This is a genomic window from Nocardioides asiaticus (genome assembly GCF_040049175.1).
GTDB classification, from domain to species: domain Bacteria; phylum Actinomycetota; class Actinomycetes; order Propionibacteriales; family Nocardioidaceae; genus Nocardioides; species Nocardioides cheoyonin.
Map to the genome: position 1 here is coordinate 293300 of NZ_JBDZDM010000002.1, position 23798 is coordinate 317097.

The 23798-nt window shown below is 71.3% G+C and carries 19 protein-coding genes, 1 tRNA gene and 1 pseudogene; 12 read left to right on the forward strand and 9 right to left on the reverse strand.

Annotated elements, in window-relative coordinates:
- The first annotated feature begins 8 nt into the window (after positions 1 to 8).
- The 3 genes from ABLE53_RS07150 to thpR are packed head-to-tail and all read left to right on the forward strand — an operon-like array spanning position 9 to position 2530.
- Positions 9 to 1154, forward strand: coding sequence for an acyl-CoA dehydrogenase family protein (locus ABLE53_RS07150; protein WP_348858072.1), 1146 nt, complete (start codon positions 9 to 11; stop codon positions 1152 to 1154).
- A gap of 60 nt (positions 1155 to 1214) precedes the next feature.
- A complete protein-coding gene (locus ABLE53_RS07155; protein WP_348858073.1) occupies positions 1215 to 1934 on the forward strand; it encodes a VIT1/CCC1 transporter family protein in 720 nt (239 codons plus the stop codon).
- Positions 1934 to 2530 (forward strand): RNA 2',3'-cyclic phosphodiesterase, encoded by a 597-nt coding sequence (gene thpR / locus ABLE53_RS07160; RefSeq protein WP_348858074.1) that lies wholly within the window; start codon positions 1934 to 1936, stop codon positions 2528 to 2530. The genes ABLE53_RS07155 and thpR overlap by 1 nt, the downstream gene beginning before the upstream one ends.
- Positions 2531 to 2540: 10 nt before the next feature.
- Here the strand turns inward: thpR and upp are convergent, their stop codons facing one another.
- Positions 2541 to 3182, reverse strand: a complete 642-nt coding sequence (gene upp / locus ABLE53_RS07165; RefSeq protein WP_348858075.1) for a uracil phosphoribosyltransferase — start codon at positions 3180 to 3182, stop codon at positions 2541 to 2543.
- A 131-nt stretch (positions 3183 to 3313) separates the two neighbouring features.
- On the opposite strand from upp, the gene ABLE53_RS07170 reads away from it, so the two are divergent.
- The 3 genes from ABLE53_RS07170 (at position 3314) to ABLE53_RS07180 (ending at position 4487) form a co-directional block, all read left to right on the forward strand.
- Complete coding sequence (locus ABLE53_RS07170) at positions 3314 to 3808, forward strand: tRNA adenosine deaminase-associated protein (RefSeq protein WP_348858076.1); 495 nt, start codon at positions 3314 to 3316, stop codon at positions 3806 to 3808.
- A 109-nt stretch (positions 3809 to 3917) separates the two neighbouring features.
- Positions 3918 to 4349 (forward strand): nucleoside deaminase, encoded by a 432-nt coding sequence (locus ABLE53_RS07175; RefSeq protein WP_348858849.1) that lies wholly within the window; start codon positions 3918 to 3920, stop codon positions 4347 to 4349.
- A gap of 48 nt (positions 4350 to 4397) precedes the next feature.
- Positions 4398 to 4487, forward strand: a tRNA-Ser gene (locus ABLE53_RS07180).
- A gap of 697 nt (positions 4488 to 5184) precedes the next feature.
- On the opposite strand, the pseudogene ABLE53_RS24790 reads toward ABLE53_RS07180, so the two are convergent.
- Positions 5185 to 6297, reverse strand: a pseudogene (locus ABLE53_RS24790) (recombinase family protein); the annotation flags it as partial.
- 506 nt (positions 6298 to 6803) lie between these two features.
- On the opposite strand from ABLE53_RS24790, the gene ABLE53_RS07195 reads away from it, so the two are divergent.
- Both ABLE53_RS07195 and ABLE53_RS07200 read left to right on the forward strand, forming a co-directional pair.
- Positions 6804 to 7622 (forward strand): type IV pilin protein, encoded by an 819-nt coding sequence (locus ABLE53_RS07195; protein WP_348858079.1) that lies wholly within the window; start codon positions 6804 to 6806, stop codon positions 7620 to 7622.
- Positions 7623 to 7951: 329 nt separating this feature from the next.
- Entirely contained in the window at positions 7952 to 9850 is a 1899-nt protein-coding gene (locus ABLE53_RS07200; protein WP_348858080.1) for an acyltransferase family protein, read from the forward strand.
- 22 nt (positions 9851 to 9872) lie between these two features.
- Here ABLE53_RS07200 and ABLE53_RS07205 read toward each other — a convergent pair whose 3' ends face one another.
- From ABLE53_RS07205 to ABLE53_RS07225, 5 genes are all read right to left on the reverse strand, one after another.
- Entirely contained in the window at positions 9873 to 11123 is a 1251-nt protein-coding gene (locus ABLE53_RS07205; RefSeq protein WP_348858081.1) for an MFS transporter, read from the reverse strand.
- Positions 11124 to 11271: 148 nt separating this feature from the next.
- On the reverse strand, positions 11272 to 12147 hold the full coding sequence (locus ABLE53_RS07210) for a fructosamine kinase family protein (protein ID WP_348858082.1): 876 nt from the start codon (positions 12145 to 12147) through the stop codon (positions 11272 to 11274).
- Positions 12144 to 12617, reverse strand: coding sequence for a low molecular weight protein-tyrosine-phosphatase (locus ABLE53_RS07215; RefSeq protein ID WP_348858083.1), 474 nt, complete (start codon positions 12615 to 12617; stop codon positions 12144 to 12146). The genes ABLE53_RS07210 and ABLE53_RS07215 overlap by 4 nt, the downstream gene beginning before the upstream one ends.
- Positions 12614 to 13006, reverse strand: coding sequence for a phage holin family protein (locus ABLE53_RS07220; RefSeq protein WP_348858084.1), 393 nt, complete (start codon positions 13004 to 13006; stop codon positions 12614 to 12616). Before ABLE53_RS07220 ends, ABLE53_RS07215 begins: the two co-directional genes overlap by 4 nt.
- Positions 13007 to 13038: 32 nt before the next feature.
- Positions 13039 to 13716, reverse strand: a complete 678-nt coding sequence (locus tag ABLE53_RS07225; RefSeq protein WP_348858085.1) for a GntR family transcriptional regulator — start codon at positions 13714 to 13716, stop codon at positions 13039 to 13041.
- Between the two features lie 127 nt (positions 13717 to 13843).
- On the opposite strand from ABLE53_RS07225, the gene ABLE53_RS07230 reads away from it, so the two are divergent.
- Entirely contained in the window at positions 13844 to 14749 is a 906-nt protein-coding gene (locus ABLE53_RS07230) for a dimethylarginine dimethylaminohydrolase family protein (protein ID WP_348858086.1), read from the forward strand.
- Between the two features lie 19 nt (positions 14750 to 14768).
- On the forward strand, positions 14769 to 15848 hold the full coding sequence (gene hisC / locus ABLE53_RS07235) for a histidinol-phosphate transaminase (protein ID WP_348858088.1): 1080 nt from the start codon (positions 14769 to 14771) through the stop codon (positions 15846 to 15848).
- Here hisC and ABLE53_RS07240 read toward each other — a convergent pair.
- Positions 15817 to 17109, reverse strand: coding sequence for an MFS transporter (locus tag ABLE53_RS07240; protein ID WP_348858090.1), 1293 nt, complete (start codon positions 17107 to 17109; stop codon positions 15817 to 15819). The genes hisC and ABLE53_RS07240 overlap by 32 nt on opposite strands.
- Positions 17106 to 17708, reverse strand: coding sequence for a helix-turn-helix domain-containing protein (locus ABLE53_RS07245; RefSeq protein ID WP_348858092.1), 603 nt, complete (start codon positions 17706 to 17708; stop codon positions 17106 to 17108). Before ABLE53_RS07245 ends, ABLE53_RS07240 begins: the two co-directional genes overlap by 4 nt.
- A 114-nt stretch (positions 17709 to 17822) precedes the next feature.
- Between ABLE53_RS07245 and ABLE53_RS07250 the strand changes: the two genes are divergently transcribed.
- Both ABLE53_RS07250 and ABLE53_RS07255 read left to right on the forward strand, forming a co-directional pair.
- On the forward strand, positions 17823 to 21284 hold the full coding sequence (locus tag ABLE53_RS07250; RefSeq protein WP_348858093.1) for a transglutaminase family protein: 3462 nt from the start codon (positions 17823 to 17825) through the stop codon (positions 21282 to 21284).
- Positions 21281 to 23797 carry a circularly permuted type 2 ATP-grasp protein gene (locus tag ABLE53_RS07255; RefSeq protein ID WP_348858095.1) on the forward strand — a complete coding sequence of 839 codons (2517 nt, stop codon included), beginning with the start codon at positions 21281 to 21283 and terminating at the stop codon, positions 23795 to 23797. Before ABLE53_RS07250 ends, ABLE53_RS07255 begins: the two co-directional genes overlap by 4 nt.
- Position 23798 lies beyond the last annotated feature (1 nt).

Here is a 23798-nt window from a genome sequence, read left to right on the forward strand (position 1 = left end):
CTGGCCCCATGAAGCGCGACATCTACGACGAGGACCACGAGGCCTTCCGCGCCTCCGTCAAGGAGTTCCTCGACCGGTCAGTCATCCCGAACGTCGAGAAGTACGCCGAGGACCACGCCATCCCGCGCGAGTTCTGGCTGGAGGCCGGCAAGCAGGGCTTCCTCGGGCTCGAGATCCCGGAGGAGTACGGCGGGTCCGAGGCCGGCGACTTCCGCTTCAACGCGGTGATGAGCGAGGAGCTCTCCAAGGTCAACGCCGCGCTCGCGTCCTGCTGGGGCATCCACGCCGACATCGTCGCGCCGTACCTCGTCACCCTCACCACCGACGAGCAGAAGAAGCGCTGGCTGCCGGGCGTCGCCTCGGGCGAGATCCTCTGCGCCATCGGCATGACCGAGCCCTCCGGCGGGTCCGACCTCGCCGCGCTCAAGACCACCGCCGTCCGCGACGGCGACGAGTGGGTCATCAACGGCTCCAAGACGTTCATCACCAACGGCTACTCCGCCGACCTGGTCGTCGTCGCCGCGCGCACCTCCCCGGAGAAGAAGGCTCGCGGCATCACGCTGTTCGGCGTGGAGACCAGCAAGGAGGGCTTCTCGCGCGGGCGCAAGCTCGACAAGGTCGGCCAGGACGAGTCCGACACCGCCGAGCTCTTCTTCGAGAACCTCCGGGTCACCGACGACGACATCATCGGCGAGCTCGACAACGGCTTCATCCACATGATGCAGAACCTCCCGCAGGAGCGGCTCGACTGCGCGGTGTCCAACATCGCCCACGCCAAGCAGATCCTCGAGGAGACGCTGCAGTACACCAAGGACCGCAAGGCCTTCGGCCAGTCGATCGGCAACTTCCAGCACAACAAGTTCCTGCTTGCCGAGCTCTTCACCAAGATCGAGGTCGCCGAGGCGTACGTCGACAAGTGCGTGCTCGCGCACTCCAAGAAGGAGCTGACCCCGGTCGAGGCCGCGAAGGCCAAGTGGTGGTCCTCGCAGGTGCAGTCGGACGTCCTCGACCACTGCGTCCAGCTCCACGGCGGCTACGGCTTCATGAACGAGTACCGCGTCGCCCGCGCCTGGCGGGACGCCCGGGTCACCAAGATCTGGGCAGGCTCCAACGAGATCATGAAGGAGCTGATCGGCCGGGATCTCGGGCTCTGAGGTTCGTCGCAACTGCCACCCCGCTTGCTCCCCTCCATCCGGCGGCGGGACGATGAGCGGGTGACCGCAGAGCTGCAGGCGCACGCCGCCCAGGAGCAACCGCAGGAGGGGCTCAACAACCGCCTGAACTGGCTGCGCGCGGGCGTGCTCGGCGCCAACGACGGCGTGGTGTCGACGGCCGGCGTGGTCATGGGCGTCGCGGGTGCGACGACCGACCGGTCCTCGATCCTGATCGCGGGTGTGGCGGCGCTGGTGGCCGGGGCGATCAGCATGGCGGCGGGGGAGTACGTCTCCGTCTCGACCCAGCGCGACGCCGAGCTGGCGCTGCTCGAGAAGGAGCGCCAGGAGCTGCGGGACATGCCCGAGGAGGAGCTCCAGGAGCTGCGCGAGCTGCTGGAGTCCAAGGGGCTGACGCCGAAGGTGTCCGAGGAGGTCGCCGAGCAGCTCACCGCGCGCAATCCGCTCCGCGCCCACGCCGTGCTCGAGCTCGGGATCGACCCCGACGACATCACCAACCCGTTGACGGCGGCGCTCGCGTCGATGGTGTCGTTCACCATCGGCGCGCTGCTCCCGCTGCTGACGATCACGCTGTTCCCGGGCCCGATCCGGATCTGGGGAACCGTCGTCGCCGTCGTCATCGCGCTCGCGATCACGGGCTGGACGAGCGCCAGGCTCGGTTACGCGCGGCCGGTCCGTGCCCTCATCCGCAACGTCCTCGGCGGCCTGCTGGCCATGGGCGTCACCTACCTGATCGGGAACCTGATCGGCACCCACGTCTGATGCGGGCGTTCGTGGCGGTCGTCCCGCCCCCCGAGGTGGTCGAGGACCTCGACGAGTTCCTCGACGTACGCCGCGCCGCGGTGTCAACTGCCTCGGGCTCCGCTTCGGCGGCCGGGTTCCGCTGGGCAGCGGTCGAGCAGCTGCACGTGACGCTCGCGTTCGCGGCGTCGGTCCCCGACAGGTCGTACGACGACTGGGTCGAGCGCCTGGCGCGGGCCGCCCGCCGGCGTACGCCCTTCGGTGCGGTGGTCGCCGGCGGCGGCGCCTACCCCAACGTCGGCCGCGCGAAGGTGCTCTGGGCGGGGCTCGACCTCGACGACGCCGCCCGGACCGAGATGGACCGGCTCGCGACCGGAGCCCGGGCGGCGACCGCGAAGGCCGGCATCGAGGTGGAGGGGCGCAAGTTCCACCCGCACGTCACGCTCGCCCGCGTCAACCGGCCGGAGGAGATGACCAACTGGGTCAGGCTCCTCGACGCCTACCGCGGTCCGGCGTGGACCGTCGACCGGATCGCGCTCATCGAGTCCCACCTCGGCGAGGGGCCGCGCAACCGGCCGCGCTACGAGATGCTGGAGGAGCTCCCGCTCGGGAAGTGAGCCGCCGCCGTCAGCCCGCGACGCCGTACAGCCGGTCCCCGGCGTCGCCGAGCCCGGGGACGATGTAGCCCTTCTCGTTGAGCCGCTCGTCGACGGCGGCGGTGACGACGGTGACGGGTACGTCGACGTGGCCGAGTCCCTTCTCGAGGGCGGCGAGCCCCTCGGGGGCGGCGAGCAGGCAGACGGCGGTGATGTGGTCGGCGCCGCGCTGGACGAGGAAGTCGATGGCCGCCGCGAGGGTGCCGCCGGTGGCGAGCATCGGGTCGAGCACGAAGCACTGCCGCCCGGAGAGGTCGGCGGGGAGCCGCTCGGCGTACGTCGCGGCCTCGAGGGTCTCCTCGTTGCGGACCATCCCGAGGAAGCCGACCTCGGCGGTCGGCAGCAGCCGCATCATGCCGTCGAGCATCCCGAGCCCGGCCCGGAGGATGGGGACGACGAGGGGCTGCGGACTGGCGAGGCGTACGCCGGTGGCCGGCGCGACCGGGGTGACGATCTCGACGGGCTCGACCCGGATCTCGCGGGTCGCCTCGTACGCCAGTAGCGTCACCAGCTCGTCGGCAAGCTTGCGGAACGTCGGCGATCCGGTCTCCTGATCGCGCAGCACGGTCAGCTTGTGGGTGACGAGCGGGTGGTCCACGACGGTGGTCTGCATGACCGCACCCTATTCGCTCCCCGGTCCGGGCAGAACGCGTCGCCTCCCCGCGTGACCTGCAGGTTGAACGCCGGGTGTCGACGGTGGAAAGGGGGTTGGCGAGGGTCCCCGGCTCTGTCACTCTGGACCTTGTGTCCGATCAGTCCGACCAGCTCGAGGGCGTCGACTTCGCGCTCGCGGCCTACCGCGAGGAGGGGGTCTGGACGGTGCAGGAGCTCGCCCACGACCTCCTGACCGACGTCGAGCCGATCGCTCACGCGCTGCGCCGCTTCCCCGGCGACAACGGCGCTGTCGGCCTGGTGGCGATCGACGAGGACTTCTTCGTGATCATCCGCGTCTCCGGCGGCGAGACCCGGGTCCTGCTCTCGGACGTGACCGCCGCCGACGAGTGGGAGCTGGCCGCCTCGGCGGTGGAGTTCCTCGGCCTCCCGCTGCCCGACGAGGACGACGAGCCGGAGCCCGCCGGCGACCTCGGCATCCTCGCCGACGCCGGGATGAGCGCCATGGACATGGGGATCCTGCTCGACGATCTCGACCTCTACCCGGACGAGATGCTCTCCGAGATCGCCCGCAAGGTCGGCTTCGGCAAGCTCTTCGACGACGCGGTCGGCCTCACTTCCGCGTGATCGAGCGCCAGCGAGCGACCGTCGGGGCTCTCACGCCGCCGCGTCCGTATTCTCCGATGTTCCCGACGGAGGCGTCCGCGTGAGCCAGGTCGACCGGTGGGGGTCGGCGATGCGTGCCGCCCTCGAGGAGGCCCACGCGGCGCTCGCCACCGGCGACGTACCCATCGGCGCCGTCGTCGTCTCACCCACCGGCGAGGTGATCGGCCGCGGCCGCAACGTCCGCGAGGCCGAGGCCGACCCCACCGGCCACGCCGAGGTCGTCGCCCTCCGGCAGGCCGCCCGGGCCCGCGGCGAGTGGCGCCTCGACGGCTGCACCCTCGTCGTCACGCTCGAGCCCTGCACGATGTGCGCCGGCGCCGCCGTCCTGGCCCGCGTCGAGCGCCTCGTCTTCGGCGCCTTCGACGAGAAGGCCGGCGCCGTCGGGTCGCTCTGGGACGTCGTACGCGACCGGCGGCTCAACCATCGTCCGGAGGTCGTGAGCGGCGTGTACGCCGAGGAGCAGATCGCCCTCCTCGACGACTTCTTCCGCGCCCACCGCTAGCGACGGTCGATTTCGTCCGGCCCCGCCGCCTCCGGTAGCCTTCCCGGCGGTGACGTGTCCGAGCGGCCTAAGGAGAACGCCTCGAAAGCGTTTGTGGGTGCAAGTCCACCGAGGGTTCAAATCCCTCCGTCACCGCCAGTTGAGACAAGTTGGAACCCCCGGTGAGCGAAAGCTCGCCGGGGGTTCTGTTGTTTCCTGGGGGCTGGCGCGCGGCGTCCTCCCCGGTGTGAGGCCCTGCGTGGCCGCGTGTGCCCCGTTCTGCCTCTGTCGCGGGTTCGGCGCCCAGGCAGGCCAGTGCGGCCGCGACAGGGGCGGTGTGCACGGCGTCGCTCACGAAGCCGGCGTAGCCGTTGCGTTCGGGTTCCGGCTCAGCGTCGAGCAGGATGTACTCGTAGACCGCGAGGTTGAGGTCTTGCCGTACTTCCTCGGAACCGAGTTGGTAAAACTTGGGGGCATTCATGATGGTAGTGAGCAAAATGTCCGCGTGGTCGAGTGCCCGCGAGATGTGTTCCTCGGCTTCAGCCAGCTTGCGGGCGGCTGCCGCGATCTCTTTGTCGAGCTCGGCCTGGTGGTGCTTGAGGTCGTCGACAGAGATGGCCTCGTTGAGGTAGGCGTGCAGCAGCTTGTCCCGTTTCCGCTTGGCCTCGGTCAGTCGCCGCTTCTGCCGTCGCAACGTGTCTTCGTTGTCGGCTTCCATCTTTGCTATGGCTTCGGCAAGCTCGTTCCGTACCTCCTCGATGACTTCTTGCGAGAAGTGGTACTTCTGCCACAACCCCTCAATAACCTCCTCAGCGCGCTCCGCCGAGATGTATGGCAGGTCGCACTTGGTGCGTCCGGTGTGTCGGCCGAGGCAGAACAGGTAGGCGTATTGGTTGCCGCCCTTGCCGCGGGAGTAGCCGAATCCCATCCGGCCGTGGCATCGCCCACAGCGCACCGAACCCTTGAGGTAGTGGGTGTGCCGCCATGATCGGTCGCCGGTGATCCGTCGGCCGTCGAGCACATCTTGCACCTGTTGCCAGAGTGCTTCGCTGACCAGCGGCTCGTGGTTGCCCGGGAAGTATGCCCCACGGAACGGCACCAGGCCCTTGTAGTAGGGATTGCGCAGCATGCGGTGGACGTGCGACGTAGACAGTGGCCCACCGACGTACTTGCGGGTGGTCTTGCTCTTGAGGCCGCGCTCGGCGAGCTCGGCTTGGATATCTGAGATGGCCCAGTCGCCCGTGGCGTAGGCCTCGAACGCCCAGCGCACGTGGTGCGCTCGTTCCGGGTCGGGCTCGACGACGCGCCGCTCCCAGCCATCCACGACTCGTCCGACGTTGATGTACCCGATGGGTGCCACGTTCGGGGTCCCGCCCCGGCTGACCTTCTGCTCGAGGCCCTTCTTAGCTTCGTGCGACAGGTTGGACGAGTAATACTCGGCAAAGCTCGCCAGCATGCCGTGCATGAGTTTGCCGGCCGGGGTTTCGTCGATGTTTTCTGTTACCGAGACCAGCTCGGCGCCAGCCTTGGTGATTCGCACCATGATGTCGACATCGTCCTTGCGGTCGCGTGCCAGGCGGTCGATCTTGTGCACGATGACGTAGTCGATGTCATGGTCGATCTCCAACCGCGCCAGCATGGCCTGCAATTGCGGCCTGTCGGCCGACCGGGCCGATTCGCCGGCATCGACATACTCGGCGACGACTTCCGCGCCGAGCTCAGCCGCCTTGCGGTAGCCGGCCTCACGCTGCGCAGGGATGGAAAAGCCTTCGGCCTCCCCTCCCTTGCGCGCCTGGCGCTGCGTCGAGACCCGCAGATAGAGCGCTGCGCGCCGTTGCTCACCGGGTGGTGCCGAGGCCGAAATTGAGAGAGAGGCCTTGTCGTCTGACAAAGGCCTCTCGGGTTGAACTGCGTGTTCAGGAGTTGGTATCCCGGAATTGCCTCCGAGTGGCATAGAACTGTCTGACATGTCAGGACGATACCTCTGTGAAAGGAATAAGTCAATACTTTTGCAACAGAGGTCAGAATGCCGCGCGACGCCGGCGGTCTTCCCCCGCTTTGAGCGGCCTTGAACAAGCTAGAGCACGGTGACAAAAAATGTTGTGGAATTAGCACCGATTAATCGGTGCGAGAGGGGTAGGCGACGACGCGTAAGGACTTGCGGATGCAGTCCACGAGCCGGCTTCACTCGTGTTGGTACTGGATACCATACGTTGAGGCGCGGCCGCTGTGTGGTGACCCGTTCGTTCCGGTGATCGTTTCGGCGATCGTCGGCAGCAGGCACATCCGAGTGCAATCAGGGCCCTGACCGGCGAGTATGCCTTCCTGCCAGATGGGACTGACCCGCTTTCAGCGGGTCTTCTTCGCAGCAGTTGCCCTCAGTAATTCCCAACGTTGTCTATTCTACAACTTCACAAGCGGGGGGGGGTGCCCTAAAATGGAACTAGCTACTAACCGTAAGCAGGAAAACTGTGCGTGCCTAACATCCCGCTACTTCGAAGACATCACCCCTCTCGACCCCAAAGACATTACGGCTTCACCCTTGTCGAGCTGCTCATCGTCATCGTGGTCATCGCCATCCTGGCTGCGATCTCCCTCGTTGCCTACAACGGCATCCAGAACCGGGCTCACGCTGCTTCCGCTGCCAGTGCGGCACGTCAAGCGGCGGACAAGATCAGCGTCTATTACGCTGAGAACGGGACCTATCCCGACATGCTCTACGACGTGGACGTGAAGAGCACTGACAGCACGACGTTCACCTACCTTGTTGAAGATACCGGCTACTGCGTCCAAGCGACCGATGGGGGCCAGTCCGCATATGTGTCGTCTACGCAGTCGAGCGCGACTTCCGGCACCTGTCCGGCAGGCGCAAATCTTGTCGCCTGGAACGAGCCAGATAGTTCCTCAGCACCGATCGACAGTCCGGCGTCGGTAGACACCTCCACGTATCGAACAGCTCCTGCCTCTGAGAAGGTTCCCGTCCAGTCAACTGGCGTCTCCCTTCGCGGCATGCCTTTAGCGGTGAGCGCGGGTGATCTATACACCGTCAGCTTCTATCTGAAAACCGATTCCGACTGGGATGGGAAGGTCAACAACTCAAAGGTCCGGTTTGCAAATGGTGACGGCGGATCGCTCCTGAAGAGCTGTAGCTACAATGGCGTCAAGACAAACTGGACGCTTGTGACTTGCGGATACACAGTCGCCTCAGGAATCACGAGCCTCGGCATTACGGTCGGCAACGACGGTACGACCGGAAACATCTGGATCGACGATGTGACCGTTACAAAGTCCTGACTGGTACGCGAACGCCTCAACCTCGGTCGACAGCTAGGCTCTGTGGCCGGTCGGTGCGGGCTGCGCTGGACAGGACCTCTCCTCGCAGACTACCGAGCTACATCGCCTGTAGGTGCTTGGCCACCTTGTCCCATGCGCCAGTGTTCCATGCTTGTCTCAATGCGCCCGCCAGCCGGATCCCGGTCCTGAAGAAGGGCCGGGATCCGTTGCATTTGCGCCCCGGCTGGCCCCGGGCGCCGGCAGCCGAGCACCGCAAGCACCATCTGCCCCATGCGACACGCGCGAAGGTCCGCCGGCGCGCGGGGCGGAGGTGGTGGGCTGGTCTCGTCATGACGACCATGCTCGACCGTCCGCCGAGCGCGTCCGGGGCCCCGACGCCGCGATCGGAGGTGCGCTCCGAGCAGCCCGAGCGCTGCAGCGGCGTGGGCCCGAGGCGCCTCCGCGAGCGGGTGGCGGCGCTGGACGGCCTGCGCGGGCTCGCGGTGCTCGGGGTGATCGGGTTCCACACGTTCCCCGACCAGCTGCCGGGCGGGTTCGTGGGGGTCGACGTCTTCTTCGTGCTGAGCGGCTTCCTGATCACCGGCGGGCTGCTGCGTCGCGACGGCCGGGGCGCGATCGGACGGTTCTGGCTGCGCCGCGCCCGGCGGCTGCTGCCGGCGCTCGTCGCCATGGTGCTCGCGTGCGGCCTCGGCGTACTCCTCGTCGGCGGCGACCCCGGCGTCGGCTTCGGCGGCCAGCTGGCCGCCGCGGCCGGGTTCGTCACCAACTGGCACCTCGTGGCGACCGGGAGCAGCTACTTCTCCGAGGCGTCGCCGCCGGTGCTGCAGCACCTGTGGTCGCTGGCGGTCGAGGAGCAGTTCTACGTGGTGTGGCCGCTCGCACTGCTCGCTCTCTCCGCCGTCGTACGCCGCTGGGGGCTGCGCCCTGTCGTCGCGGTGGTCGCCGCGCTGGCCGCGGCGTCGGTGGTCGCCGCCGGTCTGTTCGCGGCCGCGGGGGAGACGGGTCGGGCCTACTACGGGACCGACAGCCACGCGTTCGGGCTGCTCGCCGGCGCCGTGCTGGCGCTGGCGCGGGAGCGCAACCCGGTGCCGCGCGGCCGCCGGCCCGACCTCGCCGGCGCGATCGGGCTGCTCGGGCTGCTGCTCGCCTGCCTGGTGCTCACCGGCGACCGGCCCACGACGTACGCCGTCGGGCTCCCCGCGGTCGTCGGCCTCACGGTCCTCGTCGTCGCCTGCGTGACCCGGGGCGGGCCGCTCGCCCGGGCGCTGTCGGTGGCGCCGCTGCGCAGGATCGGACTGGTCTCCTACGGGCTCTACCTCTGGCACTGGCCGGTGCTGGTGCTGCTCCGCTACCGCGCGCCGGTCTGGACCCATGTGCACCCGGTCCGCTGCGCCGTGGTCGCGGTCCTGCTGACGGCCGCGGCCGCCACGGCGTCGTACCTCCTCCTCGAGCGGCCGATCCAGCGCGACGGCTTCCGGGAGTACGCCGCCGGCGTGGTGCGCCGGCTGCGCTGGCCGGGTCCCGCCCGGATCGCCCTCGTCACCGCCGGGGTCGTGGCGCTGGCCTGCGTCGGGGCGACCGCCGTCGCCGCGCTGCGGGCACCGCAGCACACCGTGGCCGAGGCGCAGATCCTGGCCGGACAGCGGGCGATCGCGAAGGCGAGCCTCGCGGCGAGCCACCGGACGGCAGCGACGCCGACGGCGCAGCGGCGTCGCGAGCACGCGAGGCACGCCGAGAAGGGGCGGCATCGCACGCCGCTGCCGCTCGGTCCCCGCCTCACCGCGGTCGGCGACTCCGTGATGCTCGCGTCGGCGCCCGGCCTGCTCGCGCGCTTCCCCGGCATCAGCATCGATGCGAAGGTGTCGCGCCAGGCCGGTGTGGTCCCCGGCATCCTCCGCGATCTCGCCCGCCATCACCGGCTGCGACCCGTCGTCATGGTCGGCGTCGGCACCAACGGCCCGATCCCGGCCGGCACCCTCGAGGCGATCCGTCGGATCCTCGGACCGAAGCGCGAGCTCGTGCTCGTCAACGTGTACGTCGACCGGCCCTGGGCCGGCGGTGTCAACCGCACCCTCGCGTCGTACGCTGCCCATGCCCGGCGCACGCGCCTGGTCGACTGGCGCTCGGCCATCGCGCAGCACCAGGACCTCCTCGGTCCCGATCACATCCACCCCGGCCCGTCGGGGGGACGGCTCTACGCGGCCACCGTCGCCGCCGCGCTGCGTTAGCCCGCCTGGTCAGCCCGCCTGGTCAGCCCGCCCGCGTGCGGTGCTCGCGGACCATCGCGGGCGTGGCGTACGTCGAGTAGCGCGGCACCCAGCGACCCAGCCCGGCGGCCGCGGCGAGGCCGAGCAAGCCGGTCACCGAGACCCCGAGCGCGAGGGTGGCGACGGTGGCGAGGGCGGCCGGCACGAGCGGCCCGAGAGCGTTGCCGGTGTCGCTGAGGAGCCGCCAGATGGACAGGAACGTAGTGCGGTTCTCGGGCGGGGCTGCGTCGGCGCCGAGCGTCATCATGATCCCCGAGCCGATGCCGTTGCCGATGCTCATGACGACCGCGGCGACCCCGAGTGTGACGGCGCCGTGCGAGAGCGGCAGCGCCATCATCCCGAGCCCGAGCAGGAGCATCGCCGGCACGGCCACCGCGAGCCGCCCGAGCCGGTCCATCACGTGGCCGGACGGGTAGAAGAGCGACATGTCCACGGCGTTGGCGACGCCGAAGACGAGGCTGGTGGTGGCCGCGTCGAGGCCGATGTGCTCCGCCCAGAGGGGTACGACGGTCTGCCGGGCCGCCCGCACGGCACCGACGGTGAGCACGGCGAGGCCGAGGGTGAGGAAGAGTCGCTGGTGGGTGCGGTACATCGCCGTCGTACTGCTCCCGCCGCGGTGCGCCGGCGGCCGGTCGGTCGCGCGGTCCTCGTCGGGCACGACGGCGAGGAGTACGCCGGTCGCGAGCGTGGTCGCGATCGCGACCCCGAACGCGGCGCGGGTGCCCCACGCGGAGATCGCCGCGGCACCCAGGAACGGGCCGACGAACAGGCCGATCCGGTGCGAGCCGGCGAGCGTCGAGAGCGCCCGCGCCCGCAGGTCGATGGGGACGACCTCGGAGATGTAGGTCTGCCGGGCGAGGTAGAACGTCGCGTTGCAGGCCCCGATGAGCAGCAGGGCGACGGCCAGGGCGGCGATCGACGGCACCAGCCAGCAGACCGCGAGCCCGACCGCCGTCACCGTCGCCGCACACATCATCGCGCGTCGGTCTCCGAGCCGGTCGGCGAGACGCGCCGCCGGCAGGTCGCCGAGGATCCGGCCGATCCCGAGCATCGAGAGCATCAGCCCGGCCACCGCCGTCGACGCGCCCTCGGCCAGTGCCACGAGCGCGATGATCGGCGCGATCGCGCCGTTCCCGATCTCGTACACCAGCGCCGGCAGCAGCGCAGACGGGGCGATCCGCCGCAGCACGGCCGCCGAGCTCTCCGAGACCTCCGTGGTCGCCGTCCCTGTCATGTCGTTAGCGATGCTAACTGACTGCGTCGGGTTGCCGGATCCGGCGGGCCACTCAACCCCGCCAAGGGTGCCGAATCAACCGGGCAGAACTGGCGACTCGACGGGGCAGAACTGGCGACTCGACGGGGCAGAACTGGCGACTCGACGGTCAGAGATACCGCCGGGCGGCCTCGGCGGCCCGGGCGGCATAGCCGCCGCCGAACATCGCGGCATGCACGAGGAGCGGGAACAGCTGGTGGAGGGCGATGCGGTCCTCCCAGTCCTCGGCGAGCGGAGCGACCTCCTGGTAGGCGGTGACGACCCGGTCCAGGTGGGGGAGGCCGAAGAGCGCGAGCATGGCGAGGTCGGTCTCGCGATGGCCGGCGTACGCCGCCGGGTCGATCAGCCAGACCCGGCCCTCCCGGTCCCAGAGCACGTTGCCGTTCCACAGGTCGCCGTGCAGCCGGGCGGGCGGCTCCTCGGGGACGAGGTCGGGCAGCTTCCCGACGACCGCCTCGACAGCGGCGGCCTCCTCGTCGTCGACCGTGCCGCGGTCGCGGCCGAGCTTCAGGTAGGGCAGCAGCCGGCGTACGGCGTAGAACTCCGCCCACGTCTCGGCGGGCTTGTTGGGCAGGGGGAGCTTGGCGATGTAGCCGTCCTGCTCGGCCCCGAAGCCCCCCGAGCCGCCCGAGCCGTCCGGACCGGCCTGGTGGAGCCGGGCGAGGCCGCGGCCGAACAGCTCGGCGGCCTCCGTCGAGGGCCGCCCGGGCTCGACCCACCGGATGATGATGCAGTCGTCGTCGACGGCGAGGACCTCGGGTACGCCGACCGCGGCCGGCTCGGCCAGCCATCGCAGCCCGCGCGCCTCGGCCGCGAAGAACCCCTCCGGGGCGTGGGCCAGCGTCTTCATCAGCGCCTGGGTGCCGTCGTTGAGACGCAGCTTGGTCGCCGTCGCGACGTCACCGCCCGCGACCGGGGCCGTGCTCACCACCGGCGTCCCGAGCAGCTGCTCGGCACGGCGGGCGACCAGCGGCTGGCGGGTCACCGCGCGGCGACCTCGCCGCGGGAGCCGTCCAGCAGCGCCGCCACGATCGCGTCCGACGTACGCTCCACCATCTCGAGCACCTCCGAGAAGCCGTCGGGTCCACCGTAGTAGGGATCGGGCACGTCCTCGCCCGCTCCCGCCGGGTCGAAGTCGCGGAAGAGCCGGATCCGGTCGGTCGGCCCGCCGAGGTCCTCGAGGTTCTGGTGGTCCATCGCCAGCACCAGGTCGTACGCCGAGGGCTCGCCCACGGGCCACTGCTTCGCGATGTGCCGCGTCGGGTCGTAGCCCGCCTCGCGCAGCGTCGCCGCCGCCCGGCGATCCATCTGCTCGCCGACGTGCCAGTCGCCGGTGCCGGCGGAGACGAGCTCCACCTGCTCGAGGCCGGAGGCGTCGAGGCGGTCGCGAAGGACGACCTCCGCCATCGGGGAGCGGCAGATGTTGCCGAGGCAGACGAGGGCGACCCGGGTCATCGGCGGTCGTCCTCCAGGATGCGGCGCACGATCGCGCCGACCACGGCGATGATCAGGCCGCCGAGGACCGCCGCCCAGAAGCCGTCGACGTGGAACCCGATCCGGCTGTGGCCCATGATCCACGCGGTCAGGCCGAGCATGGCGGCGTTGACGACCAGCAGGAACAGGCCGAGCGTCAGGATGATGAAGGGGATCGTGAGGATCTTCATGACCGGCTTCACGAAGTAGTTGACGATCCCGAGGATGAGCGCGACCACGATCAGCGGCCAGAGCTTGTGCTTCACCTCGTCCCAGCCGTGGGTCGGTCCCTCCAGCCGGATGCCGGGCACCAGCTGCAGGGCCACGGCCAGGGCGATGGCGTTGGTCGCCAGCCAGGTCACGAATCGCACGCCCTGATCTTGCCAGTCCGGTGGTTGGGACGTCAGAGGCCGAGCGCCTCGCAGATGTCGTGGGCGGCGTCGGTGAGGTGCTTGTCCAGGAACCGCTCGGCCGCCTCGACGTCGTCCTCGTCGAGGAGCTGGACGAGCGCGGCGTGGGACTCGGCCTGGTCGTGGGCGTTGCGGCGGATCCGCTCGACCTGGGCGAGCGCGAGCTTGAGCTCGATGACGAGCTGCTCCTCCATCGCGACCAGCCGGGGCGACCCGGTCAGCCCGACGAGGGAGACGTGGAAGGAGAGGTGGCGCTCGTTGAGCTCCTGGTACGACGCGCCGGCGTGGACGCCGTCGATGTACTCCTTCAGCGTCCGGTGCACCTCGTCCTTGGCGTCGGTGCTCGCCTGCCGCCAGCTGCGTACGCCGGCGCCCTCGAGCACCCAGCGTGCGGCGCAGACGTCGCGGACGGAGTCAGCCTCGGGGGAGACGACCGTGACGCCCTTGTTCGGCGTACGTGTCGCGAGGCCCTCGGCGACCAGCAGCGTGAGCGCCTCGCGCACCGTCGACCGGGCCACGCCCAGCGAGGCGGCGAGCGCCTGCTCGCGCAGGGGCGTACCGGACTCGAGCTCGCCGTCGAACAGCGCCCGGCGGAGCTCCTCGGCGACGCGGTCGACCGTCGACGCCGGCTCCTCCAGGGTGAGCGACGCGAACACTCCGGTGTCGGTCATGGCCCCATTGTCGCCCTTCGACACCGACCATGCGCTAATGTGTCCGTATCGTCAGATTGTCCGACAATCCGACATCGCGGTCGGCCCGGACAGCCTTCTTGATCAGCATTCCGTGAAGGAGACTGCCATGGACCTCGCCCGTCACCTCGCCTGGGGCCGTCACTACGTCGCCGTCGAGCCGACCCACTTCCGGATCGACTACTCGATCAACCCGTTCATGGACCCGGCCGACCAGCCCGACCCCGAGCGCGCGCTCGCGCAGTGGCGGAGCCTGGTCGACACCCTCCGCGGCCTCGGCGCCACCGTCGACGTGCTGCCGCAGCGGGCCGACGCCCCCGACATGGTCTACGCGATGAACCTCGGCCTCGGGTTCGTGCGGCCGACGCCCGCCGGCCCGCGTGCCGAGGTCCTGCTCTCCCACATGCGCTTCGCCGAGCGGCGGATGGAGACCGGCACCGCGGCGCGCTGGTTCCGGAGCCGCGGCCGCCGGACGTCGTACGTCGGGCGCGACGGGGTCGGCCCGTGCTTCGAGGCCGGCGACGCGTTCCCGTACGCCGGCGGGCTGGTCACGGGGTTCGGCCCGCGCACCGACGAGCTCGCGCTCAAGGCGCTGGCCACCGAGCTCGGCGTACGCGTTCACGGGGTGCGGACGACGCACCCGGGGATGTACCACCTCGACCTGGCCTTCTGCCCTCTCGACGAGCGGCACGCGATCGTCTGCCCCGACGCCCTCGAGCCGGCCTCTGCCGCGGCCCTGCTCGACCTCGTCCCGGACCCGGTCGTCGTCACGGAGGCCGAGGCGCTGGCGACGTTCTGCGCCAACTGCGTGGTCGTCGGGCGGACGATCGTCATGCCGGGCTGCCCGGACCGGGTGCGCACCCAGCTCGAGGAGCGCGGCTTCGACGTGGTCGTCGTGGACGTGTCGGAGTTCCACAAGGGTGGCGGCTCGGTGCGGTGCCTCACCAACCCCGTCGATCTCGAGCTCGGCCGCGACCTCGAGCTCGTCGCCGGCGGGGAGGTCGTCCTGCCTTGAGGGCTCTACCCTTCTGCCCGTGACCACGCCCCAGCCCCGTGCCAGTGTCCTCGCGATGCCGCCGTACGTCGCGGGCAAGCCTCCGGCGGAGCGGCCCGGGCTGACGACCTACAAGCTCTCCTCCAACGAGAACCCCTACCCGCCGCTGCCGGGCGTCCTGGAGGCGGCCGGGGCGGCGGTCGGCGCGGCCAACCGCTACCCCGACATGGGCAACACGGCGCTCTACGAGGCGCTCGCGGCGACGTACGCAGTGCCGGTCGAGGACCTCGCGGTGGCGACCGGCTCGACGGGGCTGATCTACCAGCTGCTGTCGGCGTTCTGCTCGCCCGGCGACGAGGTCGTCTACGCGTGGCGCAGCTTCGAGGCCTATCCGATCGCCGTGCTCGCCGCCGACGCCACCTCGGTGCAGGTCCCGCTCACCGCGGACAGCCACCACGACCTCGACGCGATGGCCGCCGCGGTCACCGACCGGACCAAGGTCGTCATCGTCTGCACCCCCAACAATCCGACCGGGCCCTCGCTCACCCAGACCGAGCTCGACGCCTTCCTCGAGCAGGTCCCCGAGCACGTGCTGGTCATCCTCGACGAGGCCTACTGCGAGTTCGTCCGGATGGACGACCCCGTCGACGGCATCGCGACCTACCGCGCCCACGCCAACGTCGCGGTGACGCGGACCTTCTCGAAGGCCTACGGCCTCGCCGGCTTCCGGGTCGGGTACGCCGTCGCGCCGGCCCCGATCGCCGCGGCCCTTCGCGCGGTCTCGCTGCCGTTCGGCGTCAACCTGGTCGCCCAGGCCGCCGCCGTCGCCTCGCTCGAGGCGCGTGAGGACCTGCTGAAGCGGGTCGACGACCTCGTCGCCGAGCGCACCCGGGTCGTCGAGGCGGTCCGTGCCGCCGGCTGGGACATGCCCGACGCGCAGGGCAACTTCGTCTGGTTCGGCTTCCCCGGCGAACCGGACCGGATCGCCGCCTTCTCGGCGGCGGCCGACGACCTCGGCATCGTCGTACGCCCCCTCGGCGACGACGGCGTACGCGTCTCGATCGGCGAGGTCGAGGCCAATGACCGGCTCATCGAGCTGGCGCGGTCGTTCGCTCGCTGAGGCTCTCGGCCGCCGGGGCGCCGGCCGCGGTCGCGATCAGTCCGCCGGCCGGGCGCGCAGGTCGCCGGTCGATCTCCCGCCAGGTCGGATCGAGGGCGGGGAACATAGTGACGACGAAGTACGCCGCACCGCAGACCAGCATCGCGCCGGTCAGCCCGAGGCCGCCGATCAGTCCACCCCCGAGCAGCCCGCCGAACGGCATCAGGGCATAGCAGGCAGCGCTGCCCAGCGAGCTCACCCGGCCGACGAGCCGGCTCGGGATCCGCTCGAACTCGATCGCGCCGAGGATCGGGTTGAGGAACCCGCTGGCGAACCCGCCCGCGGCGTACACCGCCACGACGCCCCACAGTGGCGTGTCGAGCCCGAGCACGAGGAAGCGCGGAACCCCGGCCACCAGGAAGCAGACGACGTAGGTCCAGTAGCGCGGCAGCCGGGCGGCGTACGTCGCGGCCAGGCCGGACGCGACCGCCGAGAACGCGGCGAAGACGGCGAGGAGCAGCCCGACGGTGCCGACGCTCGCGCGCTCGTGGCCCCACACCGGCGTCAGCACACCGACCATGGCGAGGTCGATGAGGTTGGTGAGCGTGACCATGACGACGATGCCGACCAGCACCCGGTCGCGGCGCAGGAAGTCCCAGCCCTCGCCGAGCTGGCGGAGGTACGGCTCCGCGGCGGGGTGCTCGACCGGTCGGGCGAGCCCGGCGGTCGACCAGGCCAGGACGGCCGCGCCGAGGGCGAAGGACGCGGCGTCGACGGCGATCGCCGTGGGCGCGCCGAGGACGCCGATGAGCACGCCCGCAGCGGCCGCGCCGAGCATCGTGGCCGACCGCTCGACCATCGAGCCGAGGCCCGTGGCCCGCTCGATCGGCACCCCCGCCCGCTCGACCAGCTGCGGGATGAGGGCGTTCTTGGCGGCGTCGCCGGGACCGCGGAGCGCGCCGCCCGTGCCCACGAGGAGCAGGAAGAGGCCGAAGTGCAGCGCGCCGGCGGCGTACAGCGTCGGGATGAGGGCGACCACCCCCGCGCTCGCGACGTCGCAGCTGATCGCGACGCGGCGCGGCCCGAGCCGGTCGATCACGGGGCCGCCGAGGACCTTGAGGACCACCATCGGCGCGGTCTCGACGAGCGCGATCAGTCCGGTCTTGGTCGCGCTGCCGGTGGTGGTGAGCGCGAACCACGGCAGCGCCAGCATCGAGAGCCGGGTCCCGGTCAGCGAGATCGCGTCGGCCGTGAGCCAGCCGTAGAGCGGGCGACGGCTCACCGCCCCTCCTCGGTCTCGTTCCCAGGCCCGGGGCCTTCATCGGGCGCGGTCCCCAGCCGCCCGGGCAGCGGGTAGCCGTTGAGCTGGAAGACGTAGACCTCCCCGTCGTCGGTCTCCTCTGCCCCCTGCAGCAACTCGTCGATCCGGTCGAGCAGCGCCTTCGCCTGCGACGCGGTGATCCGGACCGTCCAGTCGCTGAAGGTCGAGGCCTCCCGCCACTCCTGCGGGAGCAGCGGCCGCTCCTCCATGGCCTGCTGGAGCTGGTGGGCGTAGATCGTGCTGACGCTCTGCAGGTAGGCGTCGAGCGCCTCCTTCTCCTCCGGTGGCAGGTCGGCCTTGTTGGTCAGCGTCGACCCGTGGGCCGCCCGCCACCACCGCTCCCTCCCGTTGCCGCGAGTCTCGTCGTCGACGATGAACCCGTGCTGGGCGAGCTGGCGCAGGTGGTACGACGTCGCGCCGCTGTTGAGTCCGAGCCTGGTCGCGAGCGTCGTCGCCGTCGCCGGCCCGTCGATCCGCAGCATCCCCAGCATCCGCACGCGCACCGGGTGGGTCAGCGCCTTGAGCTGGTCGATGCCCGGGGTGATCGATCCCTCTGCCATGAGGACAGGGTAGACCGCAAAGGAATGTTTGCAAATAGATCCTTGCAATCTGGTCCGGCTTGACGCCCGGACACCCGTTACCGATGTGCAACACGGATCGGCGACCCTTGGACCATGTCGATCAAGGTGGCGCTGACCCACAGGACGGCCTACGAGTTCGCGCGCCCGGTGTCCGTGGGTCCCCACGTCGTACGCCTGCGGCCGGCGCCGCACACCCGGACCCCGATCGAGGCGTACTCGCTCGACGTCGCGCCCGCCGACCACTTCCTCAACTGGCAGCAGGACCCGTTCGGCAACTGGCTGGCCCGCCTCGTCTTCCCCGAGAAGGTGGCGAGACTGGAGATCACCGTCGGCCTGGTCGCCGACCTGATGGTGATCAATCCCTTCGACTTCTTCATCGAGGAGTACGCCGAGCGGTTCCCCTTCGACTACGAGCCGTCCCTGCGGGCGGATCTGGCGCCGTACCTCCGCGAGGTCGAGGACAGCGTGGACGCCGACGCCTGGCGGCGGAGGCTTCCGCCGCTGCCGGAGGACGGCGTCCCGACGGTCCAGTTCCTCTCCGACGTCAACCGCGCGGTCCACGGCGACGTGGCCTACAGCGTCCGGATGGAGCCGGGGGTGCAGACCCCCGACGAGACGCTCCGCGCCGGGATCGGGTCGTGCCGGGACAGCGCGTGGCTGCTGGTGAGCCTGCTGAGACAGTACGGCCTGGCGGCCCGCTTCGTCTCCGGCTACCTCGTCCAGCTCACCGCCGACCAGGAGGCGCTCGACGGCCCCAGCGGCCCCGAGCAGGACTTCACCGACCTGCACGCGTGGTGCGAGGTCTACATCCCCGGCGCCGGCTGGATCGGCCTCGACCCCACCTCCGCGCTCTTCGCGGGGGAGGGCCACATCCCGCTCTCGGCGACGCCGCATCCCAGTTCCGCGGCCCCGATCGAGGGCGCCACCGAGCCGGTGGAGGTCACCTTCTCCTTCGCCAACGAGGTGCGCCGGATCCACGAGGACCCGCGCGTCACGCTGCCCTACACCGGGGAGGAGTGGGGCCGGATCGACGCCGTCGGGGAGTACGTCGACGGACTGCTCCGCGACGGCGACGTACGCCTCACCATGGGCGGCGAGCCCACCTTCGTGTCACTCGACGACCAGACGTCGGCCGAGTGGAACACCGACGCCGACGGTCCGCACAAGCGAGCGCTCGCTGACGACCTCGCCGAGCGGCTGCGCGGCATCTACGCCAAGGGCGGGATCGTCCACCGCGGCCAGGGCAAGTGGTATCCCGGCGAGCCGCTCCCGCGCTGGAACATCGCGCTCCAGTGGCGCACCGACGGCGAGCCGCTGTGGCAGGACCCGAGCCTCTTCGCCGACCCCTGGGCCCCTCGTGATGCTGAGGGTGAGTTGACGCTCACTCCTGGCATCACGAGCGCCGTCGCCCACGGGATCGCGCGGATCCTCGGGCTGCCGGAGGAGCAGGTGCTGCCGGCGTACGAGGACCCGCTCGCCGCGCTCGCGAACGAGCTGCGGCTCCCGCACGGCCCCAGGCCGGACGAGAGCCTCGACGGGCTCGACGCCCGAGGGGTCGAGGAGCTGGACGCGGGCGTGTCCGAGCCGAGCGGCTGGGTGATCCCGATCAACACGGCCGGCGGGGAGTGGACCAGCGCGCAGTGGCGGTTCCGCCGCGGCCGGCTCGTCCTGACCCCGGGCACCAGCCCGGTCGGGCTCCGGCTCCCCCTCGACAGCATCGCGTGGACCGACCCGGCGTACGCCGGAGAGCCGTCCTACCTCGAGGCCGGGCCGCCCCTCGTCCCCGAGGTCCCGCAGGTCACGGTCATCGATCCCGAGGGCGCGGCGACGACGGCACTGTCGGTGGAGGAGCGCGACGGGATCGTCCACGTCTTCCTGCCGCCGACCGACCGGGTCGAGGACTACGCGACCCTCCTGCACGTCGTCGAGAGGGCGGTGGAGCAGGCGGGCTGTCGGGTCGTCCTGGAGGGCTACGGCCCGCCGCCCGACCCGCGGCTGACCCAGCTCGTCGTCACCCCCGACCCCGGCGTCATCGAGGTCAACGTCCAGCCGACCGCGAGCTGGGCCGAGCAGCGCGAGCTCACCACGACCCTGTACGAGCAGGCCCGACAGGCTCGCCTGTCGGCCGAGAAGTTCGACCTCGACGGGCTCCACACCGGCACCGGCGGCGGCAACCATCTCACCCTCGGCGGGCCGACGCCGCTCGACTCGCCGCTGCTGCGCCGCCCCGACCTGCTCGCCAGCCTCGTCACCTACTGGCAGCGCCACCCCTCGCTGTCGTACCTCTTCTCCGGCCGCTTCATCGGCCCCACCTCCCAGGCGCCGCGCTTCGACGAGGGCCGCCCGGAGGCGGTGTACGAGATGGAGATCGCGCTGCAGGAGGTGCGGCGGATCGCGGGTGGTGATGGTTTCGAGACGGTTGCTAGCGCAACCTCCTCAACCACCGGGGACTCAACCACCGGGGACTCAGCCACCGGGGACTCAGCCACCGGGGACTCAGCCACCGGGGACTCAGCCACCGGCGAGCCGCGGCCGTGGCTGGTCGACCGGGCGCTGCGGCACCTGCTCACCGACCTGACCGGCAACACCCACCGTGCCGAGTTCTGCATCGACAAGCTCTACTCGCCGGACTCCTCCCGCGGCCGGCTCGGGCTGCTCGAGCTGCGCGGCTTCGAGATGCCGCCGCACCCGCGGATGGCGCTGCTCCAGTCCCTGCTGGTCCGGAGCCTGGTCGCGATGTTCTGGGAGCGACCGTACGACGCCCCGCTCGTGCGCTGGGGCAGCGCGCTGCACGAGGACTTCCTGCTCCCGCACGGCTGCCTGCGCGACATCGAGGAGGTGCTGGGCGACCTGCGCTCGTTCGGGATCCCGTTCGAGAGCGGCTGGCTGGCGCCGTACGCCGAGTTCCGCTTCCCGCGCATCGGGATGGTGCGGGTCGGCGCGGACGGTGGTTTCGAGACGGTTGCTAGCGCAACCTCCTCAACCACCGGAGCCGGCGCAACCTCCCCAACCGGCTCCGGGATCGAGCTGGAGCTGCGGCAGGCGATCGAGCCGTGGAACGTGCTCGGCGAGGAGGCGACGGCGGGCGGGACGGCGCGCTACGTGGACTCCAGCGTGGAGCGGATCCAGGTCTCGGTGAGGGGGATCGACCCCCACCGCCACCTCGTCACGTGCCAGGGTGTCCCCGTGCCCCTGACTCCGACCGGGACCCCCGGCGAGTACTACGCAGGCGTCCGCTACAAGGCGTGGGCGCCCTGGTCGAGCCTGCACCCGAGCATCCCCGTCCACGCCCCGCTCCACGTCGACGTCGTCGACACGGCGGCCGAGGTGAGCCTCGGCGGCGCGACCTACCACGTCGTCCACCCGGGCGGTCGCTCCTACGACCACCCACCGGTCAACGCCAACGAGGCGGAGGCGCGCCGGGCCAGCCGGTTCGAGCCACGCGGCCACACCGCGGGCCGGCTGGACGTCGCGGCGATGCGCGAGGCCGGCGTACGCGCGGCGAGCGCCGAGTACCCCCACACCCTCGACCTGCGGCGGGTGCCACGGACGTGACCCTCCTGCGCGACTACGCCGACTCGCTGGGCCAGACGCACCTCGACGACGCGCACGGCGTCTACGACGAGGTGGTCGGTCCCGACGGCAGCCTGCGGCCGGCCTGGAAGGGGCTGGCCGAGCTGGCGGTGTCCATCACGGTCGAGGACCTGCGCCGCGTCGAGGGTGACATCTCGCGCTTCCTGGCCGACGACGGCGTCACCTACGCGCGTCCGGGCGAGCGGCCCGGCCCGTGGCGCCTCGACCCGGTGCCGCTGGTCATCGACGCCCCGCAGTGGCGGGCGCTCGAGGTCGGCCTCGCCCAGCGCGCGGAGCTGCTCAACGCCGTCCTGGTCGACCTGTACGGCGAGCAGCGGCTCCTCGCCGAGGGCATCCTCCCGGCCGCGGTGGTCTTCGGCCACGCCGGCTTCAACCGGGTCGTCGCCCGGCCGAGCGTGCGCGACCCGCGGCCGCTGGTGCTCTCCGCGACCGACCTCGGCCGCGCCGCGTCGGGGGAGTGGCAGGTGCTCGCCGACCGCGCCCAGGCGCCCAGCGGGATGGGCTACGCGATGGAGAACCGCCGCGTCATCAGCCGGGTCCTGCCCGAGCTCTACCGCCAGGCCGAGCTGCACCGGATGGAGCCGTACTTCTGGGCGCTCCGCTCCGCCCTGCTCCAGTCGGCTCCCGGCGACCAGGCCGACCCGCGGGTCGTCGTGCTCAGCCCCGGCACGCACTCCGAGACGGCGTACGACCAGGCCTTCGTCGCCTCCACGCTCGGCTTCCCGCTGGTGCAGGGCAGCGACCTGACGGTCAAGGACGGCTGGGTCTACCTGCGGGCCCCCGGCAACGAGCTGGAGCGGGTCGACGTCATCCTGCGCCGCGTCGACGCGTCCTGGTCCGACCCGCTCGAGCTGCGCGGCGACAGCCAGCTCGGCGTCGCAGGCCTGGTCGAGGCCGTACGCCGCGGCCGGGTCCGGGTCGTCAACGGCTTCGGCGCCGGGGTGCTCGAGAACCCCGGGCTGCTGCCCTACCTCCCGGCCGCCTGCGAGGCGCTGCTCGGGGAGTCGCTGCGGCTGCCCTCGGTGGCGACGTGGTGGTGCGGCGATCCCATCTCGCTCGACCACGTCCTCGACCATGTCGGCGCCGACTCCGGCGAGCTGGTGATCCGGACGATCGACGGCCCGCTCGACGGGCTGCGCGGCGTCGCTCCCGACGAGCTGCGCCGCCGGCTGCTCGCCGACCCGCACCGCTACGTCGGCCAGGCCCGCGGCGCGCTCTCCCAGGCGCCGACCTGGAGCAGGCACGAGGGCGCCGTCGGGCGGCCGCTCACGCTGCGGACGTTCACGCTGAGGTACGGCAGCGCCTACCGCCCGCTCGTCGGCGGCCTCGCCAGCGTGCTGCCCGGCCCGCACACGGTCCGCGGCGCGGGCACGGGCTCCGGCGCGTGCAGCAAGGACGTCTGGGTGCTCAAGGAGTCGCCGGGCACCGCCGACCAGGGGCTCGCCGACGTCGTGCCGATGACCAACGCCCGGTCGGTGACCGTGCTGGTCCCCCGCGCGCTCGAGGACATGTACTGGGCCGGCCGCTACGCCGAGCGCGCCGAGGACCTGCTCCGGCTCGTCCTCGCCGCCCACGTGCTGGCCGAGGACTTCCGCACCCGCCCGCGCTCGACCGGCGGCACCAGCCTCGAGGTCGTCATGTCGGCCGTACGCCGGCTGGCCGGCCACGGCGTCGACGACCTCGACGCGGAGTTCCGCTCGCTGCTGCTCGACGCCGGCCGGCCGGGCTCGGTCGCGCAGTCGCTGGACGGCCTCCGCGAGGCGCTCACCGGCGTACGCGACCAGCTGTCCAACGACACCTGGCGCACCTTCTCCTCGACCGGCCGGGCCGCAGACGCGCTCCGCGAGGTGCCCTACAGCCACCAGATCGCCGACTCCGCCGGCCGGATGCTCACCGCGATCCTCGCCCTCCAGGGCGTCACCGCGAGCATGATCCGCGACGCCGGCTGGCACATGATCGGCCTCGGCCGCGCCCTCGAGCGCTCGATCCAGCTGGTCCAGCTGCTGCGCGCCACCACGACCCTGCGTCGCGGCATCGACGTCGACCGGACCGTGCTCAACTCCGTCCTCGCCGCGGCCGAGTCGTCGGTGACGCACCGCCGGCGCTACCGCGGCTACGTCCGGCCCGGCGGCGTCCTCGACCTGCTCCTCATGGATCCGGACAACCCACGCTCGCTGGCGTTCTGCTACGCCGAGCTGCGCACCCACCTCGCCGCGCTGCCCGCCTCCACCGGCTCCTCCCGTCCCGAGCGGCTGCTCGACGACCTCGTCGAGGGGCTGGACGCGACCGACGTGGCGTCGCTCGTCGCCATCGGCGGCGCCGGGCGGCCCAACCTGGAGGCCTTCCTCGAGAGCACCCTCGCCCAGCTCGTCCGGCTGGCCGACGCCGTCGCCGAGGTCCACCTCGCTACGGGTCCCGCCCCGCGGCCGCTGGACGGCCTGCCGCACGCCCCGATCACGGCCGACCCCGCCTGAC

Excerpts from the sequence above, each read along its gene's own strand:
- ABLE53_RS07150 (WP_348858072.1), top strand. The coding sequence starts at position 9 with ATGAAGCGCGACATCTACGACGAGGACCACGAGGCCTTCCGCGCCTCC.
- thpR (WP_348858074.1), top strand. The coding sequence starts at position 1,934 with ATGCGGGCGTTCGTGGCGGTCGTCCCGCCCCCCGAGGTGGTCGAGGAC.
- upp (WP_348858075.1), bottom strand. The coding sequence starts at position 3,182 with ATGCAGACCACCGTCGTGGACCACCCGCTCGTCACCCACAAGCTGACC.
- ABLE53_RS07175 (WP_348858849.1), top strand. The coding sequence starts at position 3,918 with ATGCGTGCCGCCCTCGAGGAGGCCCACGCGGCGCTCGCCACCGGCGAC.
- ABLE53_RS07200 (WP_348858080.1), top strand. The coding sequence starts at position 7,952 with ATGACGACCATGCTCGACCGTCCGCCGAGCGCGTCCGGGGCCCCGACG.
- ABLE53_RS07205 (WP_348858081.1), bottom strand. The coding sequence starts at position 11,123 with ATGACAGGGACGGCGACCACGGAGGTCTCGGAGAGCTCGGCGGCCGTG.
- ABLE53_RS07215 (WP_348858083.1), bottom strand. The coding sequence starts at position 12,617 with ATGACCCGGGTCGCCCTCGTCTGCCTCGGCAACATCTGCCGCTCCCCG.
- ABLE53_RS07225 (WP_348858085.1), bottom strand. The coding sequence starts at position 13,716 with ATGACCGACACCGGAGTGTTCGCGTCGCTCACCCTGGAGGAGCCGGCG.
- ABLE53_RS07230 (WP_348858086.1), top strand. The coding sequence starts at position 13,844 with ATGGACCTCGCCCGTCACCTCGCCTGGGGCCGTCACTACGTCGCCGTC.
- ABLE53_RS07245 (WP_348858092.1), bottom strand. The coding sequence starts at position 17,708 with ATGGCAGAGGGATCGATCACCCCGGGCATCGACCAGCTCAAGGCGCTG.
- ABLE53_RS07250 (WP_348858093.1), top strand. The coding sequence starts at position 17,823 with ATGTCGATCAAGGTGGCGCTGACCCACAGGACGGCCTACGAGTTCGCG.